General features: G+C 61.4%; 24 protein-coding genes and 1 tRNA gene. 16 read left to right on the top strand and 9 right to left on the bottom strand.

The genetic code is table 11. The annotated features are described in order from the left end of the window. Nucleotides 1-13 precede the first annotated feature (13 nt). From BLS57_RS08735 to fabI, 3 genes are read right to left on the bottom strand one after another with little or no spacing between them, the layout of a single operon-like run. Entirely contained in the window at nt 14-1,195 is a 1,182-nt protein-coding gene (locus BLS57_RS08735) for an aminotransferase (protein WP_093741311.1), read from the bottom strand. A 57-nt stretch (nt 1,196-1,252) separates the two neighbouring features. After that, entirely contained in the window at nt 1,253-1,786 is a 534-nt protein-coding gene (gpt, locus tag BLS57_RS08740; protein ID WP_093741313.1) for a xanthine phosphoribosyltransferase, read from the bottom strand. 57 nt (nt 1,787-1,843) lie between these two features. Beyond that, nucleotides 1,844-2,650 carry an enoyl-ACP reductase FabI gene (gene fabI / locus BLS57_RS08745; protein ID WP_093741315.1) on the bottom strand — a complete coding sequence of 269 codons (807 nt, stop codon included), beginning with the start codon at nt 2,648-2,650 and terminating at the stop codon, nt 1,844-1,846. Nucleotides 2,651-2,911: 261 nt separating this feature from the next. On the opposite strand from fabI, the gene pdxH reads away from it, so the two are divergent. From pdxH to BLS57_RS08775, 6 genes are all read left to right on the top strand, one after another. Continuing rightward, complete coding sequence (gene pdxH, locus BLS57_RS08750; RefSeq protein ID WP_093741317.1) at nt 2,912-3,517, top strand: pyridoxamine 5'-phosphate oxidase; 606 nt, start codon at nt 2,912-2,914, stop codon at nt 3,515-3,517. A gap of 13 nt (nt 3,518-3,530) precedes the next feature. Beyond that, nucleotides 3,531-4,082 carry a cold-shock protein gene (locus BLS57_RS08755; RefSeq protein WP_425274337.1) on the top strand — a complete coding sequence of 184 codons (552 nt, stop codon included), beginning with the start codon at nt 3,531-3,533 and terminating at the stop codon, nt 4,080-4,082. Beyond that, nucleotides 4,055-4,552 carry a DUF192 domain-containing protein gene (locus BLS57_RS08760; protein WP_093741320.1) on the top strand — a complete coding sequence of 166 codons (498 nt, stop codon included), beginning with the start codon at nt 4,055-4,057 and terminating at the stop codon, nt 4,550-4,552. The genes BLS57_RS08755 and BLS57_RS08760 overlap by 28 nt, the downstream gene beginning before the upstream one ends. Before the next feature lie 91 nt (nt 4,553-4,643). After that, a tRNA-Pro gene (locus BLS57_RS08765) sits at nt 4,644-4,720 on the top strand. Between the two features lie 684 nt (nt 4,721-5,404). After that, a complete protein-coding gene (locus BLS57_RS08770; RefSeq protein WP_093741322.1) occupies nt 5,405-9,061 on the top strand; it encodes a vitamin B12-dependent ribonucleotide reductase in 3,657 nt (1,218 codons plus the stop codon). A gap of 353 nt (nt 9,062-9,414) precedes the next feature. Further along, on the top strand, nt 9,415-9,666 hold the full coding sequence (locus BLS57_RS08775; protein WP_093741324.1) for a hypothetical protein: 252 nt from the start codon (nt 9,415-9,417) through the stop codon (nt 9,664-9,666). A gap of 24 nt (nt 9,667-9,690) precedes the next feature. On the opposite strand, the gene BLS57_RS08780 is transcribed toward BLS57_RS08775, so the two are convergent. The 3 genes from BLS57_RS08780 to BLS57_RS08790 all read right to left on the bottom strand — a co-directional run bounded on the left by BLS57_RS08780 (nt 9,691) and on the right by BLS57_RS08790 (nt 12,356). Beyond that, nucleotides 9,691-10,401: an endonuclease/exonuclease/phosphatase family protein gene (locus BLS57_RS08780; protein WP_093741326.1), complete on the bottom strand. Its 711-nt coding sequence runs from the start codon at nt 10,399-10,401 to the stop codon at nt 9,691-9,693. Then, nucleotides 10,398-11,768 carry a phospholipase D-like domain-containing protein gene (locus tag BLS57_RS08785; protein WP_093741330.1) on the bottom strand — a complete coding sequence of 457 codons (1,371 nt, stop codon included), beginning with the start codon at nt 11,766-11,768 and terminating at the stop codon, nt 10,398-10,400. The genes BLS57_RS08780 and BLS57_RS08785 overlap by 4 nt, the downstream gene beginning before the upstream one ends. Before the next feature lie 90 nt (nt 11,769-11,858). Beyond that, nucleotides 11,859-12,356, bottom strand: a complete 498-nt coding sequence (locus BLS57_RS08790; protein WP_093741331.1) for an RNA polymerase sigma factor — start codon at nt 12,354-12,356, stop codon at nt 11,859-11,861. 240 nt (nt 12,357-12,596) lie between these two features. Here BLS57_RS08790 and BLS57_RS08795 point away from each other — a divergent pair, with 240 nt between their 5' ends. The 6 genes from BLS57_RS08795 (at nt 12,597) to BLS57_RS08820 (ending at nt 18,722) form a co-directional block, all read left to right on the top strand. Then, nucleotides 12,597-12,860: an EF-hand domain-containing protein gene (locus BLS57_RS08795; protein ID WP_093741333.1), complete on the top strand. Its 264-nt coding sequence runs from the start codon at nt 12,597-12,599 to the stop codon at nt 12,858-12,860. A 310-nt stretch (nt 12,861-13,170) separates the two neighbouring features. Continuing rightward, entirely contained in the window at nt 13,171-13,770 is a 600-nt protein-coding gene (locus BLS57_RS08800) for an outer membrane protein (protein ID WP_093741335.1), read from the top strand. A gap of 279 nt (nt 13,771-14,049) precedes the next feature. Next, nucleotides 14,050-15,432: a cysteine--tRNA ligase gene (cysS, locus tag BLS57_RS08805; protein ID WP_093741337.1), complete on the top strand. Its 1,383-nt coding sequence runs from the start codon at nt 14,050-14,052 to the stop codon at nt 15,430-15,432. A 196-nt stretch (nt 15,433-15,628) separates the two neighbouring features. Next, entirely contained in the window at nt 15,629-17,245 is a 1,617-nt protein-coding gene (gene cimA / locus BLS57_RS08810; protein ID WP_093741339.1) for a citramalate synthase, read from the top strand. Continuing rightward, nucleotides 17,242-17,961 (top strand): class I SAM-dependent methyltransferase, encoded by a 720-nt coding sequence (locus tag BLS57_RS08815; protein WP_244153636.1) that lies wholly within the window; start codon nt 17,242-17,244, stop codon nt 17,959-17,961. Before cimA ends, BLS57_RS08815 begins: the two co-directional genes overlap by 4 nt. Next, the gene (locus BLS57_RS08820; RefSeq protein ID WP_093741343.1) at nt 17,958-18,722 is read left to right on the top strand and encodes a squalene/phytoene synthase family protein; all 765 of its coding nucleotides are present in this window, start codon (nt 17,958-17,960) and stop codon (nt 18,720-18,722) included. Before BLS57_RS08815 ends, BLS57_RS08820 begins: the two co-directional genes overlap by 4 nt. 7 nt (nt 18,723-18,729) lie before the next feature. Here the strand turns inward: BLS57_RS08820 and BLS57_RS08825 are convergent, their stop codons facing one another. Then, on the bottom strand, nt 18,730-19,941 hold the full coding sequence (locus tag BLS57_RS08825) for an MFS transporter (protein ID WP_093741345.1): 1,212 nt from the start codon (nt 19,939-19,941) through the stop codon (nt 18,730-18,732). 145 nt (nt 19,942-20,086) lie between these two features. Here BLS57_RS08825 and BLS57_RS08830 point away from each other — a divergent pair, with 145 nt between their 5' ends. From BLS57_RS08830 to BLS57_RS08840, 3 genes are read left to right on the top strand one after another with little or no spacing between them, the layout of a single operon-like run. Continuing rightward, nucleotides 20,087-20,833, top strand: a complete 747-nt coding sequence (locus BLS57_RS08830) for a precorrin-6A/cobalt-precorrin-6A reductase (protein ID WP_167356394.1) — start codon at nt 20,087-20,089, stop codon at nt 20,831-20,833. Continuing rightward, the gene (locus tag BLS57_RS08835; protein ID WP_093741349.1) at nt 20,830-21,462 is read left to right on the top strand and encodes a DNA-3-methyladenine glycosylase family protein; all 633 of its coding nucleotides are present in this window, start codon (nt 20,830-20,832) and stop codon (nt 21,460-21,462) included. The genes BLS57_RS08830 and BLS57_RS08835 overlap by 4 nt, the downstream gene beginning before the upstream one ends. Then, entirely contained in the window at nt 21,459-22,124 is a 666-nt protein-coding gene (locus tag BLS57_RS08840) for an alpha/beta hydrolase (RefSeq protein ID WP_093741351.1), read from the top strand. Before BLS57_RS08835 ends, BLS57_RS08840 begins: the two co-directional genes overlap by 4 nt. Here BLS57_RS08840 and BLS57_RS08845 read toward each other — a convergent pair. Further along, nucleotides 22,121-22,564: a VOC family protein gene (locus tag BLS57_RS08845; RefSeq protein ID WP_093741353.1), complete on the bottom strand. Its 444-nt coding sequence runs from the start codon at nt 22,562-22,564 to the stop codon at nt 22,121-22,123. The genes BLS57_RS08840 and BLS57_RS08845 overlap by 4 nt on opposite strands. Nucleotides 22,565-22,710: 146 nt before the next feature. Here BLS57_RS08845 and BLS57_RS08850 point away from each other — a divergent pair, with 146 nt between their 5' ends. After that, nucleotides 22,711-23,295, top strand: coding sequence for an HNH endonuclease (locus BLS57_RS08850; protein ID WP_093741356.1), 585 nt, complete (start codon nt 22,711-22,713; stop codon nt 23,293-23,295). A gap of 63 nt (nt 23,296-23,358) precedes the next feature. Here the strand turns inward: BLS57_RS08850 and xth are convergent, their stop codons facing one another. Further along, on the bottom strand, nt 23,359-24,141 hold the full coding sequence (gene xth, locus BLS57_RS08855) for an exodeoxyribonuclease III (RefSeq protein ID WP_093741359.1): 783 nt from the start codon (nt 24,139-24,141) through the stop codon (nt 23,359-23,361). Between the last annotated feature and the right edge of the window lie 246 nt (nt 24,142-24,387).

Consider the following 24,387-nt stretch of genomic DNA (forward strand, 5'->3'; position numbering starts at 1 on the left):
ATTTCGGACCTGTCTATGCGTTGCGTGGCAGGGCTGCAAGCCTGTCGAAAAGGGTGGTAAGACCGGCTGCGTCAAGGTTGGCAAAGGCGATGCGCAACTGGGCCGCGCCGCTGTTGTCGCCCTCGGGCGTGAACATCGTGCCGGGCAGTGACAGCACGCCCGCATCGCGCACCAACTGCGGGGCGAGATCGGCAGATGAGATGTCAAACGGATGGCGCATATAGGCGAAATAGCCGCCCAGACCGAGCAACTCCCAGCCCAGCGGTTCAAGCTTGGGCATCAGGTCAGAGATCGCCGCACGGCGGGCGAGGATCTCTTCGCGCTCTCCGGCGAGCCAAGGGCCGAGATTCTGCATGCCCCAGAGGGCACCATGCTGGCCGATTTGCGCGGGGCAGATTGCCACGGTGTCGAGGAATTTCTCGACCTCGGCCAGCCGCGCCTTGCTGGCGATAAGCGCGCCGACGCGGTGGCCGGTGAGACGGTAGGCTTTGGAGAAGGAATAGAGGTGGATCAGCGTGTCGTGCCAATCCGGGTCGCTGAAGAGCGCATGGGGCGGGCCGGGGCGGCTGTGAAAGTCGCGGTAAGTTTCGTCCAAGATCAGCGCAATGCCGTGGCGGCGGGCGAGGTCGAAAAACGCTTGCACCAGCGCGGCGGGATATTCGACGCCCGTCGGGTTGTTTGGCGTAATCAGCGTGATGGCGCGGGTGCGCGGGGTGATCAGCGCCTCGGCGCGCGCGGGGTCTGGCAGCATGTCAGCTTCGACCGGCAGGGGAACGGCAGCAACGCCGCTCATGTCGAGCCACATCTTGTGGTTGAAGTACCATGGCGTCGGCAGAATCACCTCGTCCCCTTCACCGCAAAGTGTCGCGATGGCGGCGGCGAAGGCTTGGTTGCAGCCCGAGGTAATGCAGACCTGTTCGTCAGTCACCACACCCGCATATTTCTCAGCCGTCTGCCGCGCCAGTTCGGCGCGCAGTTCGGGCAGGCCCAGCACCGGGCCATAGAGATGCGCTTCGTCATTGCTCAGCGTAACCTCGGCCATCGCCCGGCGCAGCGCTTCGGGGGGCGGATCGACCGGAGCGGCTTGGCTGACGTTGATCAGCGGGCGGTCGGGCGTGAAGGTCACGCCGTCAAGCCAGCGCCGCGCCTCCATCACCGGGGGGAAGAAGGTCGTGGCGGTGCGCGAAAGCGTCATGGGGCAGTCCGGGATGAGAGGGCAGGTGGATATTTAAGGCTAAAAAGAGAGAGACCGTTAGTCCTTGCCGCGGTACGGCTCGACATATTGCAGGGCCATGTCCCATGGGAAGAAGATCCATGTGTCTTGGCTCACACCGGTGATAAAGGTGTCGACCTGCGGCTCGCCCTCGGGTTTGGCATAGACGGTGGCGAAATGGGCGTTGGGGTAAAGCTCGCGCACCAGTTCGATGGTTTTGCCGCTGTCGACGAGATCATCGACGATCAGGATGCCGGTGCCATCGCCCATGATCTCAGCGTCGGGGGATTTTAGCACTTTCGCCTCGCGCCGCTGGTCGGCCGCACCGCCGCCCGAGTGGTAGGACATGACCGAGATCGTATCGACGGTGCGGATGTCCAACTCACGCGCGACGATCATCGCGGGGGCCATGCCGCCGCGGGTGATCGCCACCACGGCACGCCATGCGCCATTGTCCGGGCCAAGACCATCGAGCCGCCATGCCAGCGCACGGCTGTCGCGGTGGATCTGATCCCAAGAGATGTGAAAGCCCTTTTCGTGGGGCAAGCGCGAGGCGTCCTTTGGGGTGCTCATGATCTTCCTTTGCAGCAGCTGGCGCGGGGGTCCGCGCAAAATTGGATTTGAGGCGCGTTATTCCTTGGACATGTCCGGCGCGTCAACCGCCTTCATGCCGACAACATGATAGCCCGCGTCGACATGCAGGTTTTCACCCGTGGTGCCGCTGCCCAGATCTGAGAGCAGGAAGAGCGCGGCTTTGCCAACGTCTTCGGTGGTGACATTGCGGCGCAGGGGCGAGTTGTACTCGTTCCACTTCATAATGTAGCGGAAATCGCCGATGCCCGAGGCGGCCAGCGTTTTGATCGGCCCGGCAGAGATCGCGTTGACGCGGATGCCGTCTTTGCCGAGGTCTTCGGCGAGGTATTTGACCGAAGCCTCGAGTGCTGCTTTGGCGACACCCATGACATTGTAATGCGGCATGACTTTTTCCGCACCGTAGTAGGTCAGCGTCAGCGCGCTGGCACCGGGCGACATCATCTTTTCGGCGCGTTGCATCACGGCGGTGAAGGAATAGACGGAGATATCCATCGACATGGTGAAATTGCCGCGGCTGGTGTCGACATAACGCCCGCGCAGCTCACCCTTGTCGGAAAAGCCAATGGCGTGGACGATGAAGTCCAACCCGTCCCAGCGGTCTTTCAACCCGTCGAACAGCGCGTCGATAGAGGCTTCGTCACCCACATCGCAGGGCAGGACAATGTCGCTGCCCAGTTGCTCGGCTAGTGGACCGACGCGTTTTTTCAGGGCTTCGCCTTGATAGGAAAACGCCAGCTCGGCACCGGCATCTGCAAGCGCCTTGGCCACGCCCCAGGCGATGGATTTGTCATTCGCAAGGCCCATAATCAGCCCGCGTTTGCCCTTCATCAATTCGTTTCCCATTTCGGCGCCTTGTCCATGTTCTGTTTTGTTGTCGATGGTTTAGGCGATTGCGCGCGCCGCAGCAAGGCTGCAAGGGGGTAAGGCATGGTACATGCAGACCCGTGCCCGCGGTAAGGCGCTGGCAAGCTCACCCACAGTTGTGCTTTAATCCGGAGGCGGATATTAAGTGTAAAAACAACAGACTCTCTTGACCGCGTCCGCTTCGATCGGGCCGAGCAAAAGAGCGAGAAGCCCCCGAAGAGGGCGCAGGAGGAGTGTTCGATGGAGAAGCGAACGGGGATTTTTGCAGGCGATGACCCCTTTGCCATCGCACAAAGATGGCTGACGGAGGCCGAGGCGTCAGAGCCGAATGATCCTAATGCGATTGCCCTGACCACTGTGGACGCGAGTGGTATGCCGAACGCGCGGATGGTGCTTCTTAAAGAAATCGAACCTGCGGCATTTGTTTTCTACACCAATTACGAAAGCGCCAAGGCGCAGGAATTGGACGGCGCCGGCAAGGCAGCCTTTGTCATGCATTGGAAGTCGCTTCGGCGGCAGATCCGCGTGCGCGGGCTGGTGAGCCGCGAGGACGGGCCGAAAGCCGATGAGTATTTTGCCTCCCGGTCGCTGAAAAGCCGGCTGGGGGCTTGGGCCTCGCGCCAATCGCAGCCCCTGTCGGGGCGCGGTGCGTTGATGGCGGAAGTGGCCAAGGTCACAGCGCAGCATGGGGTGAACCCCAAACGCCCGCCGTTCTGGGGCGGCTACCGGATCACACCGCTGGAAATTGAGTTCTGGGCGGACGGCGAGTTTCGCCTCCACGACCGCTTTCAATGGCGCCGTGCCGGGCCGGACGCGCCTTGGCAGGTCACTCGGTTAAACCCCTGAAGGACGACAAAGAATGATGGAAATGTTGGGGATACAGGACGCCGCGCCGGAAACAGGAGACGAGACCCTTTCTGGCACCGTCAAATGGTTCGATCCCGGCAAGGGTTTTGGTTTCATTGTTGCTGACAGCGGTGGGCCTGACATCCTGCTTCATATCAACATCCTGCGGAATTACGGCCAGGGCTCGATTGCTGACGGCGCGAGGGTCGAAATTCGAACGCAGGAAACCAGCCGCGGCGCCCAGGTGACGGAGGTTTTGTCGATCGCCCCACCAGAAGATTTGCCGCCCGTCGTTATTGAACGCGCGGGTTTCGACCGCGAAACACTCGACCAGATGGCGTTGGAGCCTGCCCGGGTCAAATGGTTCGACAAGACGAAGGGTTTTGGCTTTGCCAACGTCTTTGGCAGCCAGGAGGATGTGTTTCTCCATATAGATGTCCTGCGCCAATCTGGCCTGGCAGATCTGCAGGCGGGGGAAGCATTGGCCATGCGGGTGGTTAACGGGGATCGGGGCCATTTGGCAGCGGAGGTCCGGGCATGGGAAACCGTCACGCGCGAGCGATGAAACTGGGGAAACTCTCGGCAGCGGTCTTTGCCAGCCTGTTCGTGGCCTCTGCGGCCGCCGCTGGCGTCTGCCGCGATGATTCTGTCAGCCTGCGCGGCGAGTGGGGCACGGCCCGTTTCTCAGTCGAAATCGCCGATGACCAAGCCGAGCGGTCACGCGGGCTCATGTATCGCGAAAGCCTGCCGATGAGCGCGGGAATGCTCTTCATCTATGAGCGCCCCCAGCCGCTCAGCTTTTGGATGCGCAACACGCTGATCCCGCTCGACTTGCTGTTCATCGATCCGCAGGGGGTGGTGCAGCATATTCACCATCTTGCGAAACCCTTGGACGAGACGCCGATTCCCGGCGGGGATGGCTTGCTATCTGTGCTTGAGATCAACGGCGGTCTGGCCCGGCGTCTTGGCATAACCGAAGGCACGCAAATCCGGCACCCGGCCTTTGCGGCTAACGATCCCGCGTGGCCCTGCTGAACAGTAATTTGCGACGCCGGAAAATAATGCGTCGGTTTAACGCGTTTCGGGGCTTTTCAATCCCCGGCGATATAGCTAAAGAGGCCGCAGTCGGAGCGTGGCGCAGCCTGGTAGCGCACCTGTTTTGGGTACAGGGGGTCGGAGGTTCGAATCCTCTCGCTCCGACCACTTCTTTCAGTTCGGTGAAGTAGAACACGTCTAATGCGCGTTCGTCTGCCGACTGCTTTCCCTAGATATAGTGGTTCCGTCCCGCAGCCCCCTCAGCAGATTGCGTCGAGGTGCCAAGAACCGTGACGATTCTGTCGCGTTTCTATCGCCAGTCAGTGCGAAGGGCGGTTTCCGGCTCAATAATTGTCATCCTGCTGTCGGAATAGGCAAGTCCGCGCCCTGAATCACTCCGCGCTGTGGATGGTTTTCGCGTCAGCGTCCCTCTGAATGACTAACTCTGCCAAGCTATTCGATTATTTGCTGTCCAGTCCGAAATCGCCGCCTGCGGGTATCTCTGGGGATATCCGGGGACTGAATCACGGTTAACGTGACGGCGCGTAAAATACCTCTTGGGTCAACCAAAACTTGGCGAATAATTCGTAAAAAAACCGTTGACCCAATAGGGCGACATACGTCAGTTTGTGGAGGTCGACGATATCGCCACAATATGTAGTGGTTAACGCTCAAAGGCACATCTCGGCACAGGGACAGGGTAGGCGATCACTTCGTTTCAACGGAACGACCGTTGTCGGGCAGGGCCGGGCAATGCGCCAGTTTCTTGCGCCCGAAGAATATTGAGGCGAGGCAGCCCGTGTTGGGCAGGTTGGCTCGGATTTTGCAAATGCTGGATATGGGGCAGCGACGATGAAAATTGAACGGAAATTTACCACGGTCGGGCAGGACGCCTATGCGGATTTGGACTTTGTCACCACGGTGTCTGAGATTCGCAATCCCGATGGGTCGGTGGTGTTCAAACTCGACAACGTCGAAGTCCCCAAGGCTTGGAGCCAAGTTGCCAGCGATGTGATCGCGCAGAAATACTTCCGCAAGGCCGGTGTGCCAAGCGAGACGCGCAAAGTGAAAGAAAAAGGCGTGCCAGAGTTCCTGTGGCGCTCGGTGCCAGCCGAGGGCGCGGAGATGGGCGGCGAGACCTCGTCCAAACAGGTGTTCGACCGTCTGGCGGGGGCTTGGGCCTATTGGGGCTGGAAAGGTGGTTATTTCACCACCGAAGACGACGCGCAGGCGTACTACGATGAAATGCGTCACATGCTCGCCAGCCAGCGCGCCGCCCCGAATTCGCCGCAGTGGTTCAACACCGGGTTGCATTGGGCGTATGGCATCGATGGCCCGGCGCAGGGGCATTACTATGTCGACTACAAGACCGGCAAGCTGACCCGCTCAAAGTCCTCCTATGAGCATCCGCAGCCGCATGCCTGCTTCATCCAGTCCGTGGGTGACGATCTGGTCGGCGACGGCGGCATCATGGACCTTTGGGTGCGAGAAGCACGACTTTTCAAATACGGCTCAGGCACAGGCACTAACTTTTCATCGCTCCGCGGAGAGGGCGAGAAGCTGTCGGGCGGCGGCAAGTCGTCGGGTTTGATGGGGTTCCTCAAGATCGGGGACCGCGCCGCAGGCGCCATCAAATCCGGCGGCACCACCCGCCGCGCAGCCAAAATGGTGATCGTCGACGCCGACCACCCCGATATTCAGGACTTCATCAACTGGAAGGTGCTTGAAGAGCAAAAGGTCGCGAGCATCGTGGCTGGCTCCAAGATGCACGAGCAGAAGCTGAACCTGCTCTTTGACGCGATCAAAGCATGGGACGGCGTGGCCGAAGACGCTTATGATCCGGCCAAGAACGACCAGTTGAAACAGGCGATCCGCGAGGCCAAAAAGGTCGCGATCCCCGAGACTTATGTCAAGCGTGTCTTGGACTATGCCAAGCAGGGCCACACCTCCATCGAATTCCCGACCTATGACACCGACTGGGATTCGGAAGCCTATAACTCGGTCTCTGGCCAGAACTCGAACAACTCGATCCGGGTGACCAATGCCTTCCTCAAGGCCGTCGAAAAAGACGCCGACTGGGAGCTGATCAGCCGCACCGAGAACCGCGTGACCAAGACCATCCGGGCGCGTGACCTCTGGGATCAAGTCGGCCACGCCGCTTGGGCCTGCGCCGATCCGGGCATCCAGTACCACGACACCGTTAACGACTGGCACACTTGCCCCGAAGACGGCGCGATCCGCGGCTCGAACCCCTGCTCCGAGTATATGTTCCTCGACGACACGGCCTGTAACCTCGCTTCGATGAACCTGCTGACCTTCCTCAAGGACGGCGAGTTCCAAGTCGACGACTATATGCACGCCTCGCGCCTTTGGACCGTGACGCTGGAAATCTCGGTGATGATGGCGCAGTTCCCGTCCAAGGAAATTGCGCAGCGGTCCTATGACTTCCGCACGCTGGGTCTGGGCTATGCGAACATCGGCGGGCTGCTGATGAATATGGGCTATTCCTATGACAGTGACGAGGGCCGCGCACTCGGCGGTGCCTTGACCGCGATCATGACCGGTGTGGCCTATGCGACATCCGCCGAGATGGCGGGCGAGTTGGGGGCCTTCCCGGGTTACGCAAAGAACGCCGAGCACATGCTGCGCGTCATCCGCAACCACCGCACAGCCGCCTATGGCAAGGCCGATGGCTATGAGCAGCTCTCCGTTAAGCCAGTGCCGCTCGATCACGCCAACTGCCCGCAGGCCGGGTTGGTGGATATCGCCAAATCCTGCTGGGACGAAGCGCTGAAACTCGGCGAAGCCCATGGCTACCGCAACGCGCAGACGTCCGTTATCGCGCCCACCGGGACCATCGGTCTGGTCATGGACTGCGACACCACGGGGATCGAGCCGGACTTTGCGCTGGTGAAGTTCAAGAAACTCGCAGGTGGTGGCTACTTCAAGATCATCAACCAATCGGTGCCAGCGGCGCTCGAAAAGCTCGGATATGGGTCGGCCCAGATCGAAGAGATCGTCGGCTACGCGGTGGGCCACGGCACCATCGGCAATGCGCCTGCGATCAACCATACGACGCTGGCGGGCCACGGTTTTGGCGCCAATGAGTTGGCCAAGGTCGATGCGGCGCTGAAGCAGGCGTTTGATATCCGCTTTGTCTTTAACCAGTGGACGCTGGGCGAGGAGTTCTGCACGCAGGTCTTGGGCATCCCGACCGAAAAGCTGAACGACCCGACCTTCGACCTGCTGCGCTCGCTGGGCTTCAGCAAGGCGGATATCGAAGCGGCCAATGACCACGTCTGCGGCACCATGACGCTCGAAGGCGCGCCACATCTGCGCGAAGAGCACTATGGCATCTTCGACTGCGCCAACCCCTGCGGCAAAAAGGGCAAGCGCTACCTCTCGGTCAACAGCCACATCTACATGATGGCAGCGGCGCAAAGCTTCATCTCGGGGGCGATCTCAAAGACGATCAACATGCCGAATGACGCGACGATCGAGGATTGCCAGAAGGCGTACGAACTGAGCTGGTCGCTCGGCATCAAGGCCAATGCGCTCTACCGCGATGGCTCGAAACTCAGCCAGCCTCTGGCCGCTGCCCTCGTCGAAGACGACGAAGATGCCGCCGAGACGCTGGAATCAGGCTCGCCGCATGAGAAGGCCGCCGTACTGGCCGAAAAGATCGTCGAAAAGGTGATCGTCAAAGAGATCATTAAATCGCACCGCGAGAAGATGCCACAGCGCCGCAAGGGTTATACCCAAAAGGCGAATGTGGGCGGACACAAGGTCTATCTGCGCACCGGCGAGTATGAAGACGGCAAGCTGGGTGAGATCTTCATCGACATGCACAAGGAAGGCGCGGGCTTCCGGGCGATGATGAATAACTTTGCCATCGCGGTGTCGGTCGGTCTGCAATACGGCGTACCGCTGGAAGAGTTCGTTGACGCCTTCACCTTCACCAAATTCGAGCCTGCGGGCATGGTGCAGGGCAATGACAGCATCAAGCAGGCGACCTCGATCCTTGACTATGTGTTCCGCGAATTGGCCGTCTCTTACCTCGACCGGACCGATCTCGCGCATGTGAAACCTGAGGGCGCGACCTTTGATGATCTCGGCCGCGGCGAAGAAGAGAACCTCGCCAATGTCAGTGAACTGAGCGAAACTGCGGCCAATAAGTCTTTGGAAGTGTTGAAGCAAATCAGCTCCAGCGGCTATCTGCGTAACCGTCTTCCGCAAGAACTGGTCGTGTTGCAAGGCGGGCAAAGTGTGGACGCAAGCGTTGCGCTGGAAACCCTCGTGCCGGAAGTAAGCGGCAGTGGTGACATGGCAGTGGCAGTGAAATCCTCGACCTCTGTCAGTTCCGGCGCCGTGAGCATCGATGCCCGGGCCAAGGCCAAGATGCAGGGCTATGAGGGCGAGGCTTGTGGGGAATGCGGCAACTACACACTGGTGCGTAACGGCACCTGCATGAAGTGCAACACCTGCGGCGGCACCAGCGGCTGTAGCTAACAGAACGCGCCCCGCGAGGGGTGTGAAGGGGCAGGGCCATCAGGCCCGCCCCGCCGAAATCCAGACAGGGGGCGGGTGCGCTCGCCTCTAGACGGCGCTTAGGCCACAGGCAGAGACAGCGAGCGGTCAACGATTGAGCCTGAGCGGCGAAACTTCAGGCGGGGCTTCGGCCCCGTCTTTTTCCGTGTCACCACACCGCTATCTGCTAGTCTTGCTGCATCGCCTAAAGATCGCAGGTGGTTGACGCTGCGCCCTGAGGTGCCATCTGTTGTCAGGAACCCAGACCAACCTGAGGCGCCGCCAGCGAACTTTGCAGGTGTCGGCCTTAACCAAACGCGCCAAGGAGCCATTCCATGGACCCCCAACTGATCGCCGCCCTGATCTTGCTGCCCATCATGCTGATCTTCATCTATGCGGGAATCCACGAATACCTGCGGTATAAATCCGAAGGTAAGGCGACCTACGGGCTGGTCTATGACGAAGAGACTGGGACCACGCATGTCACCGGCATTGCGGAAGACGAGGAGGCCTATGACCCCGACGACTTTGATCCGAACGACTACAATGACCCCGAAATTAAGACGGATGGGGATGAACGTAAGTAAAGCTTTCGCAGCGGGGCTCAGCGCTTACCGGTAAGCCACGTCCAGCCAGATAGGCAGATGGTCCGACGCCTGTCGCGTCTGCGCGGTCTCGACGACGCCGCCCTGTCGCACCTCTAGATGCTGATCCAGCGCGATCCGGTCCAGAAAGGCAACCGGCATCCGCGCGTGGTAGCTCTTGCCCGGCGCGTGGATTGTGAACCGTTTTGCCAAGCGGCCCAGCCCAACCTTTTGCGACCATTCGTTAAGGTCCCCGGCAATCAATGTGGGGCATGCGTCACAGTCGTCGAGATGCGCGATCATCGCGCTCAACTGCTCTTTGCGCGAAGGACGCAGCAGGCCGAGATGCGAGGCAATGACCCGGAGTTGCCGCCCGCTGAGGTGCAAGTCGGCAACCATAGCACCACGGGGCTCAACCCCCGGCAGCGTGAGATGGTCGACGTTGTCGACCTCTGCGGACGGGCGCACCAGAACGGCGTTGCCATGCCAGCCAATGCTGATGTCGTTCGGTGTCGGCACCGGACGCAAGCCAGTGACCTCCTGAACCTTGTCGAGCGGCAGGGCCGAGGGCCGCGGCGCGCGGCGGCGGTCGGCTTCTTGAAGGACCACAACGTCGGCATGTAGGCCACGGATAATACGCATGATCCGCTCAGGGTCGCGGCGACGGTCCGTGCCCATTGCCTTGCGGATGTTATAGCTGACGACGCGCAGCGTTTGGGGGGCTTTGGCAGGGATCATAGCACTGGCGCTCCCAGTCGGAACAGGCCCTCGGCGACTTTGCGGAACATGCCGGTGGGCGGCTTCTCCATAGCACAATGCTCTGACAGATGCTCAAACCAGTCATGCAGCTTGGCCACGGTGCCTGCATCATAGACAAAAAGCGTAATCTCGAAATTCAACAACATGCTGCGCACGTCGAAATTGGCAGTGCCGACGAGCCCGATGTCGTCGATAATGCCAGCCTTCGCGTGGATCATGCCCGGCTGGTAGTAGAGGATATGGCCGCCTGCTTCGTGCAGATCGCGCAGATAGGCACCGCGGGCGAAATCGGCGAGCCGTTGGTTCGAGCGCTCAGGCACCAAGACCCGCACATCCACACCACGCCGCGCCGCCGTGGTCAGCGCAGCCCCCAGGGCTTCGGTGGGCACAAAATAGGGGGTGACAAGCCAGATACGCGACTCGGCCAGATGCACTGCGCGGATCAGGCCATCATGCAGCGGGTCCTCCGAGATGTCAGGGCCGGAGGGGACCAGTTGGACAGTGGCGTTCCCCCCGGTATGGGCGGGAACAGACGGCGCTGGATCAAGCCGCTCGCCGCTGGCCACTTCCCAATCCGAGCGGAAGACATCGCCAAAGCTCTGGACCGCCCGACCTTCGAGCAGATAGGCTAGATCGGCCCAGCCATCCTCGCGCGCTACGGCCCCGAGGTAATGCGCACCGATGTTCATACCGCCAGAGAAGACACGGGCGTCATCAGCGATGATCATTTTACGGTGGTTGCGCAGGTTCAGGTGGCCGGAACCGGGGATTTGCAGCAAAGGCGAATAAAAGCGCACTTCACCCCCTGCCGCGCGCAGGCGGCGCAGGGCGGCAGGCGGGCCGCGAAAGGTGCCGAGCCGGTCCATCAGCAGACGGACTTTGACCCCGGCCTTGGCCCGCTCGGTCAGGCCGTCGACAAAGGCGCGTCCAGTGTCGTCATTGCCGACGATATAGAACAGTGCGTCGATGGTCTTTTCCGCCCCGGCAATCAGAGCCATGACCGCCTCATGCGCGGCCACCGGATCGCCCAGCAGACGCAGGTCTTGCCCCGGTGCGGCCGCGGGCAGTCCGAAGTGCTGCAGCGTTACGTCTAGGGTATGCACCGGGCGCGGCGGCGGGCCGCCGGTGTCTCCTTTAAGGAAATGCACCGGCGCGTAGCGCGAGGCATGTTTGCGAAAGCCAAGACCCAAGAACAGCGGCACCGCGACCCAAGGCAGCACGATGATAAACAGCAACCAAGCTGCCGTGGATTGCGGTGTACGGCGCTGCTGCAAGATCACAATCGCAGCCAACAGCGTCAGCACCACGATAATGACAATTTCCAGATGGGTCGTGATCCAAGACATAAACCGGGGCCTGCTCCTTAAGTCTGCCACATCAAGGAGATAACGCTTTATTGCATAAAGCAAGCCGGACTTCTGCGCTGTTTGGTTAAGTCACAACAGATCGCTGACGGGTGTCTCTGCCGTCATGTCCATCTCACTGCGCAGGCGGGCCCGCGCGCGGGCAAGGCGGGACATAACAGTGCCAACGGGCAAGCCTGTGAGCGTGGCAAGGACGCGGGGGCTGCTTTCCCCTTTCTGGACCAACTGCATCAGGTGCAATTGATCAGCTGGGAGCCGCGCAATGGCCGCCTGTAACTCGGCACAGGCCAGTCGGGCAGGGGCCGCGGGTGGTGTCAGCAGGGTGTCTTCGGTGAGTTCTTCAAGCTCGCGGCGCTGTCTCCAGCTTTGCCGGGCCAGGTTGTGCAGCGTGATCATGGCATAGCGGTCCGGCGCGTCGATCACCGCCCCGTCCCGAAGAGCCTGCATCAAGCGCATGGCGGTTTCCTGAAGCAGGTCTTCGGCCTCTTCAGCCGAGTTGCACAGCCGTCTCGCGCGGCGGCGCAACTGGGGCCATATGGGGGAAAGCGGGTCTGGTTGGTCTGATGCCATTTCTGCCTCTCGTTATAATTTGCGCGCAGAATGGGCTTTTTCTAATGCGTATCCAGACCCGAACCCGTGGGAAAGACCGCCCAACCGCAGGTTAGGCAGGCACTCGCCCAGCCAAAGAGGCGAGATCGGCAGACCCCCGCCAGCGGAATTCCCGGCGGGACGCGATGGCCGTCTCGTGCATCTAACCTAGTGAAGGCGCAAATGGCCTTCGCCTAACCAACGAAAAAACGGAGTATCCAAATGACACGACTGACCAAGACCGCCGCCCTCGTTGCAGCCACCCTTGCCGTGCCCTCCTTCGCCCTCGCCAATGAGGCCGCCGTGGAGGTTGATGCCAATGGCGATGGCATGCTGAGCGTGACCGAGGTCCAGACCGTCTATCCCGATGTCACAGCCGAGCAGTTTTCGATGATGGATCTCAATGCGGACGGCGCGCTCGACGACGCCGAGGTTCAGGGGGCGACAGAAGCCGGCTTGATGCCTGAAGCACCTGCAGAAGAGTAAGCTGTACTTCCAGCTTGAACTGGCGTCTGTATTGACGCTGGCGGGTCCGTACCGAAAGGTGCGGACCCTTTTTGTTGAAGTTTCCGAAATGGGGCGCGGCAACGGACTGTGGTGGAGAATGCAAGCTAATTCTATTGATCAGCACTCTCTATGAGCAGGGCTCAGCCTGCCTCATGTTGCAAATGTGCGACAAAACGCTGATCGCAATTCCGTGAAGTGAATTTCCTGAAACCCGAACCTACATGAGGCGTTGCGTGAGTGACCCTGCGCCAATGGGCGTAGGCGATCTACTGTAATTAAGGAGCAGAACATGAAACGCACTACAAAAATCGCCAGCATTGCCCTGATCGCATCCGGTGCCCTCGCCGGTGTTGCAACAGCGGGTTCGCTGCAGGACACCACAGTAGAAGCACCTGTCTACACCCCCGCGCCGACACCTGTCGCGACCGGCGGTGACTGGACCGGGTTCTACGGCGGTTTGCAGGTCGGCCAGACCGACATTGAAAGCGATTCCGGCGCTCTGGACGGTGACGACGCCTCTTACGGTGTGCACGCCGGTTACGATTACGACTTCGGTACATTCGTGCTGGGTGGTGAACTGGACTATGACAAAACTGACATCGAACTCGGTGGCGGTGCTGCAAACGTAGACTCCGTTGCACGTGCCAAGCTGAAAGCCGGTTACGACTTCGGCAACACGCTGGTTTATGCAACAGCCGGTGCGGCTCAAGCCGACACCAGCGTTGGTGACGAATCCGGCTCCTTCGCGGGTCTGGGTGTTACTTACAAAGTGACCGAGCAGTACACCGTTGGCGGTGAAGTGCTGCAGCACAAGTTTGACGATGTTGGTGGCACAGGCGACGACCTGGACGCGACAACCATCTCGCTGCGCGGTTCCATGCGCTTCTAAGCAGTTTTTGCGGGACATCTCGCGAAACTCCAAGGCCGGCTTCCGAAAGGAGGCCGGCTTTTTTGTTTTTCCCAACTCGTGGTCCCTCGCGCAAATCGAAGGCCACGTGGGGCTTGGCGGACGGGGCCGGGCTTGCTACAAGCCTCCTATGAACACTGCAACGCCCCTTATTTGCTGCATTACCCGCTGAGACATTCTCGCGGGCCGCTGTTCACGTCATTCCCATTCTGACAAAACTATGCCAAGCCCGCGTCACACCCGCGCAAGGACGCCTGCCCAATGACCCGTGACGAGACCCGTGATCTGACGATCAAGCTGCACAACACCGCCACCCGCCGCAAAGAGGTGTTCACACCGATCGACCCCGATAACGTGCGCATGTATGTCTGCGGCCCCACGGTTTACGACCGCGCGCATCTGGGCAACGCACGGCCTGTGATCGTTTTCGACGTGCTCTACCGCTTGCTGCGCCATGTCTATGGCCCGCAGCACGTCACCTATGTGCGCAATTTCACCGACGTGGACGACAAGATCAACGCACGCGCCGCTGAAAGTGGCCGCAGCATTGGCGAGATCACAGCCGAGACGACCCAGTGGTATCTCGACGACATGGCCGCCGTCGGTGCGCTGGAGCCTGACCACATGCCCCGCGCCACGCAATATGTGCCGCAAATGGTCGCCATGATCCGCGGGCTGATCGAAGACGGGTACGCCTATGAGGCCGAGGGCCATGTGCTGTTCCGGGTGCGCAAATATACTGAGTATGGCGCGCTGTCGGGGCGGTCGGTCGATGATATGATCGCCGGGGCGCGGGTTGAGGTGGCCCCTTACAAAGAAGACCCGATGGATTTCGTTCTGTGGAAACCGTCGGACGAAGGCACGCCGGGTTGGGAATCGCCGTGGGGGCAGGGCCGTCCGGGCTGGCACATCGAATGTTCTGCCATGGCGCATGATCTTTTGGGCGAGCGGTTCGACATCCACGGTGGTGGCATCGATCTGCAATTTCCGCATCATGAAAATGAGATCGCCCAGTCGAAATGCGCGGGCCATGGTTTTGCGAACTACTGGCTGCATAATGAGATGCTGCAGGTTGAGGGCAAGAAGATGTCCAAGTCTCTGGGCAACTTCTTCACTGTGCGCGATTTGCTGGATCAAGGCGTGCCGGGCGAGGTGATCCGTTTCGTGATGCTGAGCACACATTACCGCAAGCCGATGGATTGGACGGAGAAAAAGCGCGACGAGGCTGAGAAGACGTTGCGCAAGTGGTATTTGCAGGCCGCTGAGGCTGAGAACGCTACGCCTAGCGCGGATTTGGTGGCGCTTCTGGCGGATGACCTGAACACCCACGGCGCGCTGACCGAATGTCACCGCCTGTCGAACGCAGGCGATACGGCCGGCCTGCGCGGCGCGCTCTCGCTTCTGGGGCTGATGGGCGAACTCATCCCCGAATGGGCGGCGGTACAGGCGCTTGACCTCACCGATGTCGAGGCCTTCCTCAGCGATGCCCGCGCCACGGCGATGGAGACCAAGGATTTTGCCGAAGTCGACCGGATCAAAAAGGCGCTGACCTCGGTGGGTATCGAAGTGCAGATGAGCAAGGACGGCGTGAAGCTAACCCCGCCGCCCGGTTTCGATCGCAGCAGATTGGACGGTGTATTATGACCGCGACTGCAACCGCTTCCCGGCGCGCACGCGCCATGCCCGACCTCCCCCACGGGAGGGCATACTGCAACATCCGTCACGCCCGGTGTGATCAGAGTGCCATGAATTACCGGTCGCCCCAAGCGTCACGGCCCTCCCGAGGTCAGGCATGGCACCTTCGCGCCTTCTGTGAGGCCGGTCAGCCCGGGGCCAGCCTATGACCCGCGAACGCCTCTCTCTCTACGATACCACCCTCCGCGATGGGCAACAGACCCAAGGCGTGCAATTCTCAACCGATGAAAAACGCCAGATCGCCAGCGCCCTCGACGCGCTCGGGGTGGACTACATCGAAGGCGGCTGGCCCGGCGCCAACCCGACCGACAGCGCCTTCTTCGACGCGGCGCCCGACACGCAGGCTCGGCTTACCGCCTTTGGCATGACCAAACGCGCTGGCATGTCAGCGGAAAATGACGACGTCCTCGCCGCCGTGCTGAACGCGGGCACCAAATCGGTCTGTATCGTGGGCAAGGCCCATGACTTCCACGTCAAAACCGCCCTCGGCATCACGCTGGAGGAAAACACCGACAACATCGCCAAATCTATCGCCCATCTGGTCGCCCAAGGGCGCGAAGCGTTGTTTGATGCGGAACATTTCTTTGACGGCTACAAGGCAAACCCCGATTACGCGCTCACCACCATCCGCGCCGCCTTTGACGCCGGCGCGCGCTGGATCGTCCTATGCGACACCAACGGCGGCACGCTGCCTGCGGAACTTGCCGAGATCACGCGTGCGGTCATAGAAGCAGGCATCCCCGGTGACCGGCTTGGCATCCACACCCATGACGATACCGAGAACGCCGTGGCGTGCTCGCTGGCCGCTGTCGACGCAGGCGTGCGCCAGATCCAAGGCACGCTAAACGGGCTGGGCGAGCGTTGCGGCAATGCAAACCTCACGACGCTGATCCCGATCTTGCTGCTGAAAGAACCCTACGCCAGCCGCTATGAAATCGGCGTCACCCACGACGCGCTGCGCGGTTTGACCCGCACCAGTAGGATGCTTGACGAAATCCTGAACCGGGTGCCGATGAAACAAGCCGGTTTTGTCGGTTCCTCGGCTTTTGCCCATAAGGCGGGGCTGCACGCCTCGGCCATCGCCAAAGACCCCAGCACCTACGAGCATATCGACCCCGCGCTGGTCGGCAATGCCCGCATCATCCCGATGTCGAACCAAGCCGGGCAGTCCAACCTGCGCAAACGCTTGAGCGATGCCGGGCTGGCGGTAGAGAAGGGCGATCCGGCTCTGGGCCGGATCCTCGAAGTCGTGAAAGACCGCGAGGCGCAGGGCTATGCCTATGACACCGCGCAGGCCAGCTTTGAACTGCTCGCCCGCGACGTCATGGGCCAACTCCCCCAGCTGTTCGAAGTCGAGCGTTACCGGGTCACGGTCGAGCGCCGCCGCAATGCCGAAGGGCGGATGGTCAGCCTGTCGGAAGCGGTTGTAGTGGTTGAGGTCGACGGCGAAAAACGCCTCTCGGTCTCGGAGTCTCTCGATGAGGACGGCGCGGACCGTGGCCCGGTCAACGCGTTGTCCAAAGCGCTGGTCAAAGACCTCGGCAAATACAGCAGCCTGCTCGATGACATGCGTCTGGTTGACTTCAAAGTGCGCATCACTCAAGGCGGCACCGAAGCCACCACCCGCGTCATCATCGACAGCGAAGACGGGCAGGGGCGGCGCTGGTCCACCGTAGGGGTCAGCGCAAACATACTTGATGCTTCCTTTGAGGCGCTGCTTGATGCAATTCGTTGGAAACTGATCCGGGACCGCGCGCAATGACGGACGATATGACAGCCTTTTTCACCCTGCACCGCGACCTGCCACGCGAAGGGCCGGGCGAGCCTGCCGATGTGGCCTGGGCCGTGGAGCAGGTCGACCTGCCTGCGCGGGCCGAGATTGCCGACGTCGCCTGCGGGCCGGGCAGTGACATCGGCGCCCTGCGCGCCGCGCTGCCGCAAGGCCACGTCACGGCATTCGACACCACAGCGCATTTCGTCGACACCGCGCGCGGGCGTTTCGTGGCGGATGCAAACGTCACCCTGCTGCGCGCCGATATGGCCGTGATCGCCAATGAATACGACCTGATCTGGTGTGCCGGGGCGGTCTATTTCCTTGGCGTGACCAAAGCGCTGACCCGCTGGCGCAAATCGCTGCGCGAGGGGGGTGTCGTGGCTTTCTCGGAGCCTTGCTGGCTGACGGACAACCCATCCGAAGCGGCCCGCGCGCAATGGGCCGAATACCCCGCCATGAGCGATGGCGCAGGGATCGAGGAACGGGTTGAGGCTGCTGGCTACGAAGTGATCGCCACCCGGCTGCTGTCCGACGCGGCTTGGGAGAACTACTACGCCCCGCTGGAGGCCCGCATCGAACGCCTGCGCCCCGGTGCCGAGGGCCCGCTGGCCGAGGTTCTGGATGCCACTGAGGCCGAAATCGCTTGTTGGCGCGAGCACCGTGATGAGTTCGGCTATCTGCTGACAGTCGCCCGCCCCAAATGAGTTTTGACGCCGAGCTCAACGCCTGCGCCGCTCTTGTAGAGCGCGCCGATCCATGGCGCTTTCGCGCCGCGATGGCCGCCCCCGTGGAGACGCGTAAGCTGCTGTTTCCGCTTTATGCCTTCAATGTCGAAGTGGCGCGCGCGCCTTGGGTGACGCAAGAGGCGATGATTGCCGAGATGCGCCTGCAATGGTGGCGCGACGCGCTTGAGGAAATTGCCGAAGGCAAGCCCGTGCGGCGCCACGAAGTCACCACACCGCTCGCCCGTGTGATCACGCCCGAGGACGCCCGCCTGCTAGATGAACTCGTCGCCGCACGGCGTTGGGACATCTACAAAGCCCCCTTTGAGGACGAAGGCCATTTCGAGCGCTACATCGACCAGACCGCCGGGCATTTGATGTGGGTCGCGGCGCGCCGCTTGGGCGCGACAGACGAGACCGTGGTGCGCGATGCGGCCTTTGGCACGGGCATCGCCGCATGGCTCTGCGCGATACCGACGTTGGTGGAAGCGGGGCGGGTGCCTTTGCTGAATGGGACGCCACAAGGGGTGGCCAGTCTCGCTGAAGGAGCGCTCGGCAAACTGCAATCCGCCCGCGCTAAACGGGGCAAGATCCCCACCGCCGCACGAGCGGCCCTTCTGCCCGCCGCTCATGCCGGACCAGTGCTAAAGGCGGCGGCCGCGCATCCCGAAAAAGTCTCGGAAGCCGCTTTGCCAGACCCGCGTCGCCATTTCGTCCTGCGGGCGCTGGTCTCGCGTTGGTAGGTACCGCTTAGGTCAGCCGCGCCGCACGTCGATTGCGCATCACCAGCCAGATCAGTGAGCCACCGGCGAGCACCAAGAACGGCACCATCGCGATGTTCACCGCCGCCCAGCCTTCTTGCGCCGTGCCGCCCGAACAGTTCATCAACCCGCCCGACGCCAGCGAGGCAACCGTCACGCCGCCAAAGACCAGCAGGTCGTTCAACCCCTGCATACGCCCGCGCTCATGCGGCTCATGCGCACCCGCCAGCATCGTGGTCGCGCCAATGAAACCAAAGTTCCAGCCCAGACCAAGCAAGATCAGAGCGACAAAGAAGTTGCCCAGTTCAACGCCTTGCAAGGCCACCAAGCCCGCGCCCGCAAGGATCGCGATGCCCAGCCCCATGATCCGCTCCACGCCAAAGCGGGAAATCAGATGGCCGGTAAAGAAAGACGGCGCGAACATCGCCAGCACATGCCCGGTCACCACATAACCCGCGTTGTCTTGGCTATAGCCACAGCCCACGACCGCGAGCGGGGTCGAGGTCATAACGAGGTTCATCAGCGCATAGGACACCATGGCGCAGATCACCGCGACAGCGATGCGCGGGGTAGTCAGCAACTCCCAGCGGCTGCGGCCTTTGGGCGCGTCATGGGCAGGGATCGGCGGCTTGGGAATGTCGAGGAAAAGAAACAGCAGCGCCCCGATCACATTCACCGCGACCACAGCCATATAGGTGCCCAGAAACGGGACAACGAAGCTTTCGGAGGTGGCCGTGGCCAGTTGTGGCCCAAGCACGGCTGAAATCAGCCCCCCCGCCATGACATAGGAGATCGCCTTGGGCCGGAAGTCATCCGAGGCGGTGTCCGCCGCAGCGAAACGGTAAAACCCCTGCGCGGACATATAGACGCCAGTCAGTAAAGACCCCGCGAGGAATACCGGAAAGGAGGCGAGGTAGAGCCCGTAAGCGGCCACCGCAGCGCCCGCAGCCCCGCCCAGAGCGCCTAGGAAAAACCCCGCGCGGCGTCCGAAACGCTGCATGATTGCAGAGACCGGAGTTGCCGAGAGCATGGAGCCGAGAACAATCATTGAGATCGGCAAGGTCGCCAGACAGACATTGGTCGCCAGTGATTGCCCCGCAAGGCCCCCGACGAGAAAGATCATCGGCATCTGCGCCCCGAGAAAGGCCTGTGCTGCCACCAGCACCGCCACATTGCGCCGCGCGCGTCTATCGTCGGTCATGTCGGTATTCCTTGCTTGCCGCCAAGGGGTAGCCCCGCGCCGGAGGAAGGGCAAGCCCGACGCCAGTTTTCATAGGAACGGGTAGGGTGTCTGAGGGACTGCTTGGCGCTTGCGCCCGACCGGAAGCTCGCCGATGATCGTGCCAATGACAACGCGCAGCCGATCTTCTCCAAAGCTCCTTTTGCTCGCCGGTAGCGCCGAAGCGCGGCAACTGGCAGAACGCCTTTTGGGCGAAGGCTTTGACCTATCCGCATGGCTGACCGAACCGCCCCGTGGCGACACGCCAATGCTCGTCTCCTATGCGTTGCGAGATCCGAGCGACAAGGACGCGCTGCGCCGGGATATGGCAGGTTTCGATGCGGTGCTGGACTGCAGCCACGGGTTCGACGCGCTGCTGAGCCACGCGGGTTATGCCGCGGCCTCCGAACTCGGGTTGCGCTTCGTAAGTTTCGAGCGTCCCGCCTGGCCCATCGACAATCCGCTCCTACAAGCCGCCCCCGATGTCGCTAGCGCCGCCCGGTCCATTCAGCAGGGAGCACGGGTTTTCGCCGCGACCGGTTGGCCCAGTCTTGCGGACTTCACGCCGTTCCGCGGCAGCCGCCTCATGCTCCGTCAGACCAGCGGGCACGACCGGCCAGCGCCCTATGATTTCGTCGATCTCATCTTTGACACGCCACCTTTTACCGTAGAGGGGGAAATGGCCTTGTTCCGCGACCTTGCTGTCGATCTGCTGATCTGCCGCAACCTCGGTGGGGAGGGGAGCCGCCCAAAAGTCGACGCCGCCCTCGCACTTGGCATCCCGGTGGTCCTGATCGACCGCCCACCGCTGCCGCAGAATACACCGCGCCTATCCGATTTGGACGCGATATTCGACTGGGTGCGCAATCTGTGACCTCACATCCAGTTATCACCTGCGATGCTGATGTCGCCGAAGGGGCGGCCTGGCTCGCGCAGAGAGAACCGGCATTTGCCGCCGCTCTGGCGCGCACCGGCCCCTTACCTCTACGTCTTCGCCCCGCCGGCTTCGCGGGACTGGTTGATATTATCGTCGGCCAGCAGGTGAGCGTCGCCTCCGCGACGGCCATTCTCGCACGGCTCATGGCCGCCGGATACGATCAGCCACACAACGTGATTGCCGCAGGAGAAGACGGTTTGCGCGCCGCGGGTCTGAGCCGCCCCAAAGCGCGCTATGTGCTGGCACTGGCCAAACGGGACTTCGACTTCGATGCGCTTCACAGCCTGCCAGATACCGAAGCCATCACTGCTCTGACCGAGATGCCCGGCATCGGCCCTTGGACGGCGCAGGTCTATGTCATGTTCTGTCTCGGCCGCCGGGACATCTTCCCAGCAGGCGACCTGGCGCTCCAAGAATCCGCACGCATGCTATTTGACTTGCCCGCCCGTCCGGCCCCCAAAGACCTCGACGCAATGGCCACCGCATGGTCACCTTGGCGCTCGGTTGCGGCCCGGCTGCTCTTTGCCTACTACCGGGTGCTGAAACAAAAGGAAGGATTGTCATGACACGGGTTTTGAAAGCCGAGCGCCGCGAGCCGGTCTCTGGCACCACACGGTCGGTGGTGGTGTTCCTGCATGGCTATGGGGCCAACGGCGCGGACCTGCTGGGCCTTGCCGATCCGCTGGGCGAGCATCTGCCAGACACGCTTTTCATTGCGCCGGATGCGCCCGAAGCCTGCGCCGGTGCGCCGATGGGGTTCCAGTGGTTCCCGATCCCTTGGATCGACGGCTCCTCTGAGGAAGAATCCATGCGCGGCATGATAAGCGCGGTCGAAGACCTCGACGCCTTCCTCGACGCGCTGATGGTGGACGAAGACGTGCTGCCGGAACAGGTCGTGCTCTTTGGCTTCTCCCAAGGCACAATGATGGCCCTGCATGTGGCCCCGCGCCGTGAAGACGCGGTTGCCGGGATCGTCGCCTTCTCAGGCCGTCTGCTGAACCCCGAAGCGCTGGCCGACGAAGCGCAGGTAAAACCGCCGGTGCTGCTGGTGCACGGTGATTCTGATGACGTTGTGCCGCCTCAATCCCTGCCGCAAGCCGCAGAAGCTCTGCAAGAGGCCGGATGGCAGGACGTCTATGCCCATGTCATGAAAGGCACCGCCCACGGCATCGCGCCCGATGGGCTAAGCGTGGCGCTGGCCTTTATGCGCGACAAACTGGGGCTCTAACCCTTCATTGCATCCCAGAGCCAGGGCTCCGAGAACTCAACCGAATTGCCCGCCGGGTCGCGCACGTAGAGCGAGCGCGCCCCGTTCGGCCAATCGAACACGGTGTCGATCGGGACCTTGGCTGCCGCCAACCGGTCCTGCATTGCCGCAATCTCCGCTCGCGCCATTGCAAAACACACATGCCCGGGTCCCTGCGCGCCATGCGGCGGGACCGGCATATCAGGATTTCCCGGCGGTTGGGCTGTGGCAGTCGGGTTGAATACCAGCAGGACCGAAGCCCCCAGATCAAAGAACATATGCCGCCCCGGCACCTCCTGAAACAGCGGTAACCCCAGCAGATCGCGGTAGAAATGCCGCGCGGCGTCCAGGTCATCGACATAGAGCGCGGCTTCAAGCAAGGCTTTGGGCGAAGGAGCGGCAGGCAGGCTTTCATCAGTCATGCCCCCAGCCTAGCAAATTTCGGCCTCCTGTCACGGCCCTGTCATACCACAGCCCTAAGATCGGCGACATCTAGTGGTTCACCTTTGTCTTGCCAGAGAGAAACCGCGAGATATAGTGATAAGAAACGGGCAGAGGACGCGACCAGATGGACGGCGATTTCAGGACCGAATTTACCCGCCACCCGGCGGCGCTCAAACATCGCCCCGCGCTGGTGCTCAACGCGGATTACCGGCCCTTGTCCTACTACCCGCTGTCACTCTGGCCCTGGCAAGAAGCAGTCAAAGCCAAATGGCTCGACAGGGTAGAGATCGTCGCCGAATACGACGATGTGGTGCGCAGCCCGTCAACGGTGATCAAGATCCCCTCTGTTGTCGTCCTCAAAGATTACGTCAAACCCCAAAAGCGCGTGGCCTTCACGCGCTTTAATTTATTTCTGAGAGACGAATTCCGCTGTCAGTACTGCGGTGCCCGCGGTGATCTGACCTTTGACCACGTGGTGCCCCGCGCGGCAGGCGGTGTGACCAGCTGGCAGAATGTCGTAGCCGCGTGCAGCCCCTGCAACCTGCGCAAAGGCTCGCGCCCGCTGCACCGCACAGGGCTTGCCCTCCGCAAGCCCCCGCGCCAACCGGGGGCCGAAGAGTTGCGCAACATGGGCCGTAAGTTCCCACCCGGCCATCTCCACGAAAGCTGGATGGACTTCCTCTATTGGGACGCTGAGCTCGAAGCCTGACCCCCTAACTCTTTTTGGCCAAAAATAGTTTCGGGGGGTCCGGGGGGCAGACAGCCCCCCGCATTAGATGTCCAACTCAACCCAGATCGGCACGTGATCCGACGGTTTGTAGCGCCCGCGCACGTCGCGATCAATCTGACAGTCGCGCAAGCGGTCCGCGCAGGCTGGCGACAGAAGAAAGTGGTCGATCCGAATGCCGTTGTTCCGGTTCCACGCGCCCGCCTGATAATCCCAGAAAGAATAATGGCCCGGCCCTTGAGTGCGCGCGCGGAACGCGTCGGTTAGCCCAAGGTTCACCAGCCGCCGCCATGCCGCGCGGGATTCAGGACGAAAGAGCGCATCTTCGCGCCAGCTGTCAGGTTTTGCTGCGTCCTCTGCCTGCGGGATGATGTTGTAATCGCCCGCCATGAGGAAAGGTGTTTCCTCAGCCAGCAACCTCTCCGCGCGCGTTTGAAGCCGTTCCATCCAAGCCAGTTTGTAGTCGTATTTGGGGCCCGGCACCGGGTTGCCATTGGGCAAGTAAAGCCCGCAAACCCGCACCGCCATCTCATCGCCGACAACCGTGGCTTCGATCCAGCGTGCCTGCTCATCAGTGTCATCACCGGGCAGGCCGCGGGTCACATCTTCCAGCGGCAGTTTCGACAGGATTGCCACCCCGTTGAACGACTTCTGCCCATGTGTTTCGACATTGTAGCCGCGGTCTTCGAACAGGTCGCGCGGGAAGGCCTCATCAACCGATTTGATCTCTTGCAGAACCACAACGTCGGGCCGGGCTTCATCGAGCCATTCGGGCAGTGCCGCGGCGCGTGCTTTGATTCCATTAATGTTGAAACTAGCGATCTTCATCTCGGCCCCCTTAGGTTCTTCCTTCCGCTATCGCGCAATCGAAAGCTTCGGGCAAGGGCCGACCGCGCTCGTCCCCTAGATGATTCGCCTTAGTCATTACACGCAGTAAGGGAATAGCGAGCATGGAGGGAAAGTGTTTTGTCCTACCCTAGCCCTGTGGATAGAAAAATTTCGGCGGAAGTAAAGTTCCGAACTGCAGTTTCATAGTGCCTAACTACGGGTTGAAGCTAATGTGGATAAATGAAG

It is taken from the genome of Sulfitobacter delicatus (genome assembly GCF_900102535.1).
Lineage (GTDB): Bacteria > Pseudomonadota > Alphaproteobacteria > Rhodobacterales > Rhodobacteraceae > Sulfitobacter > Sulfitobacter delicatus.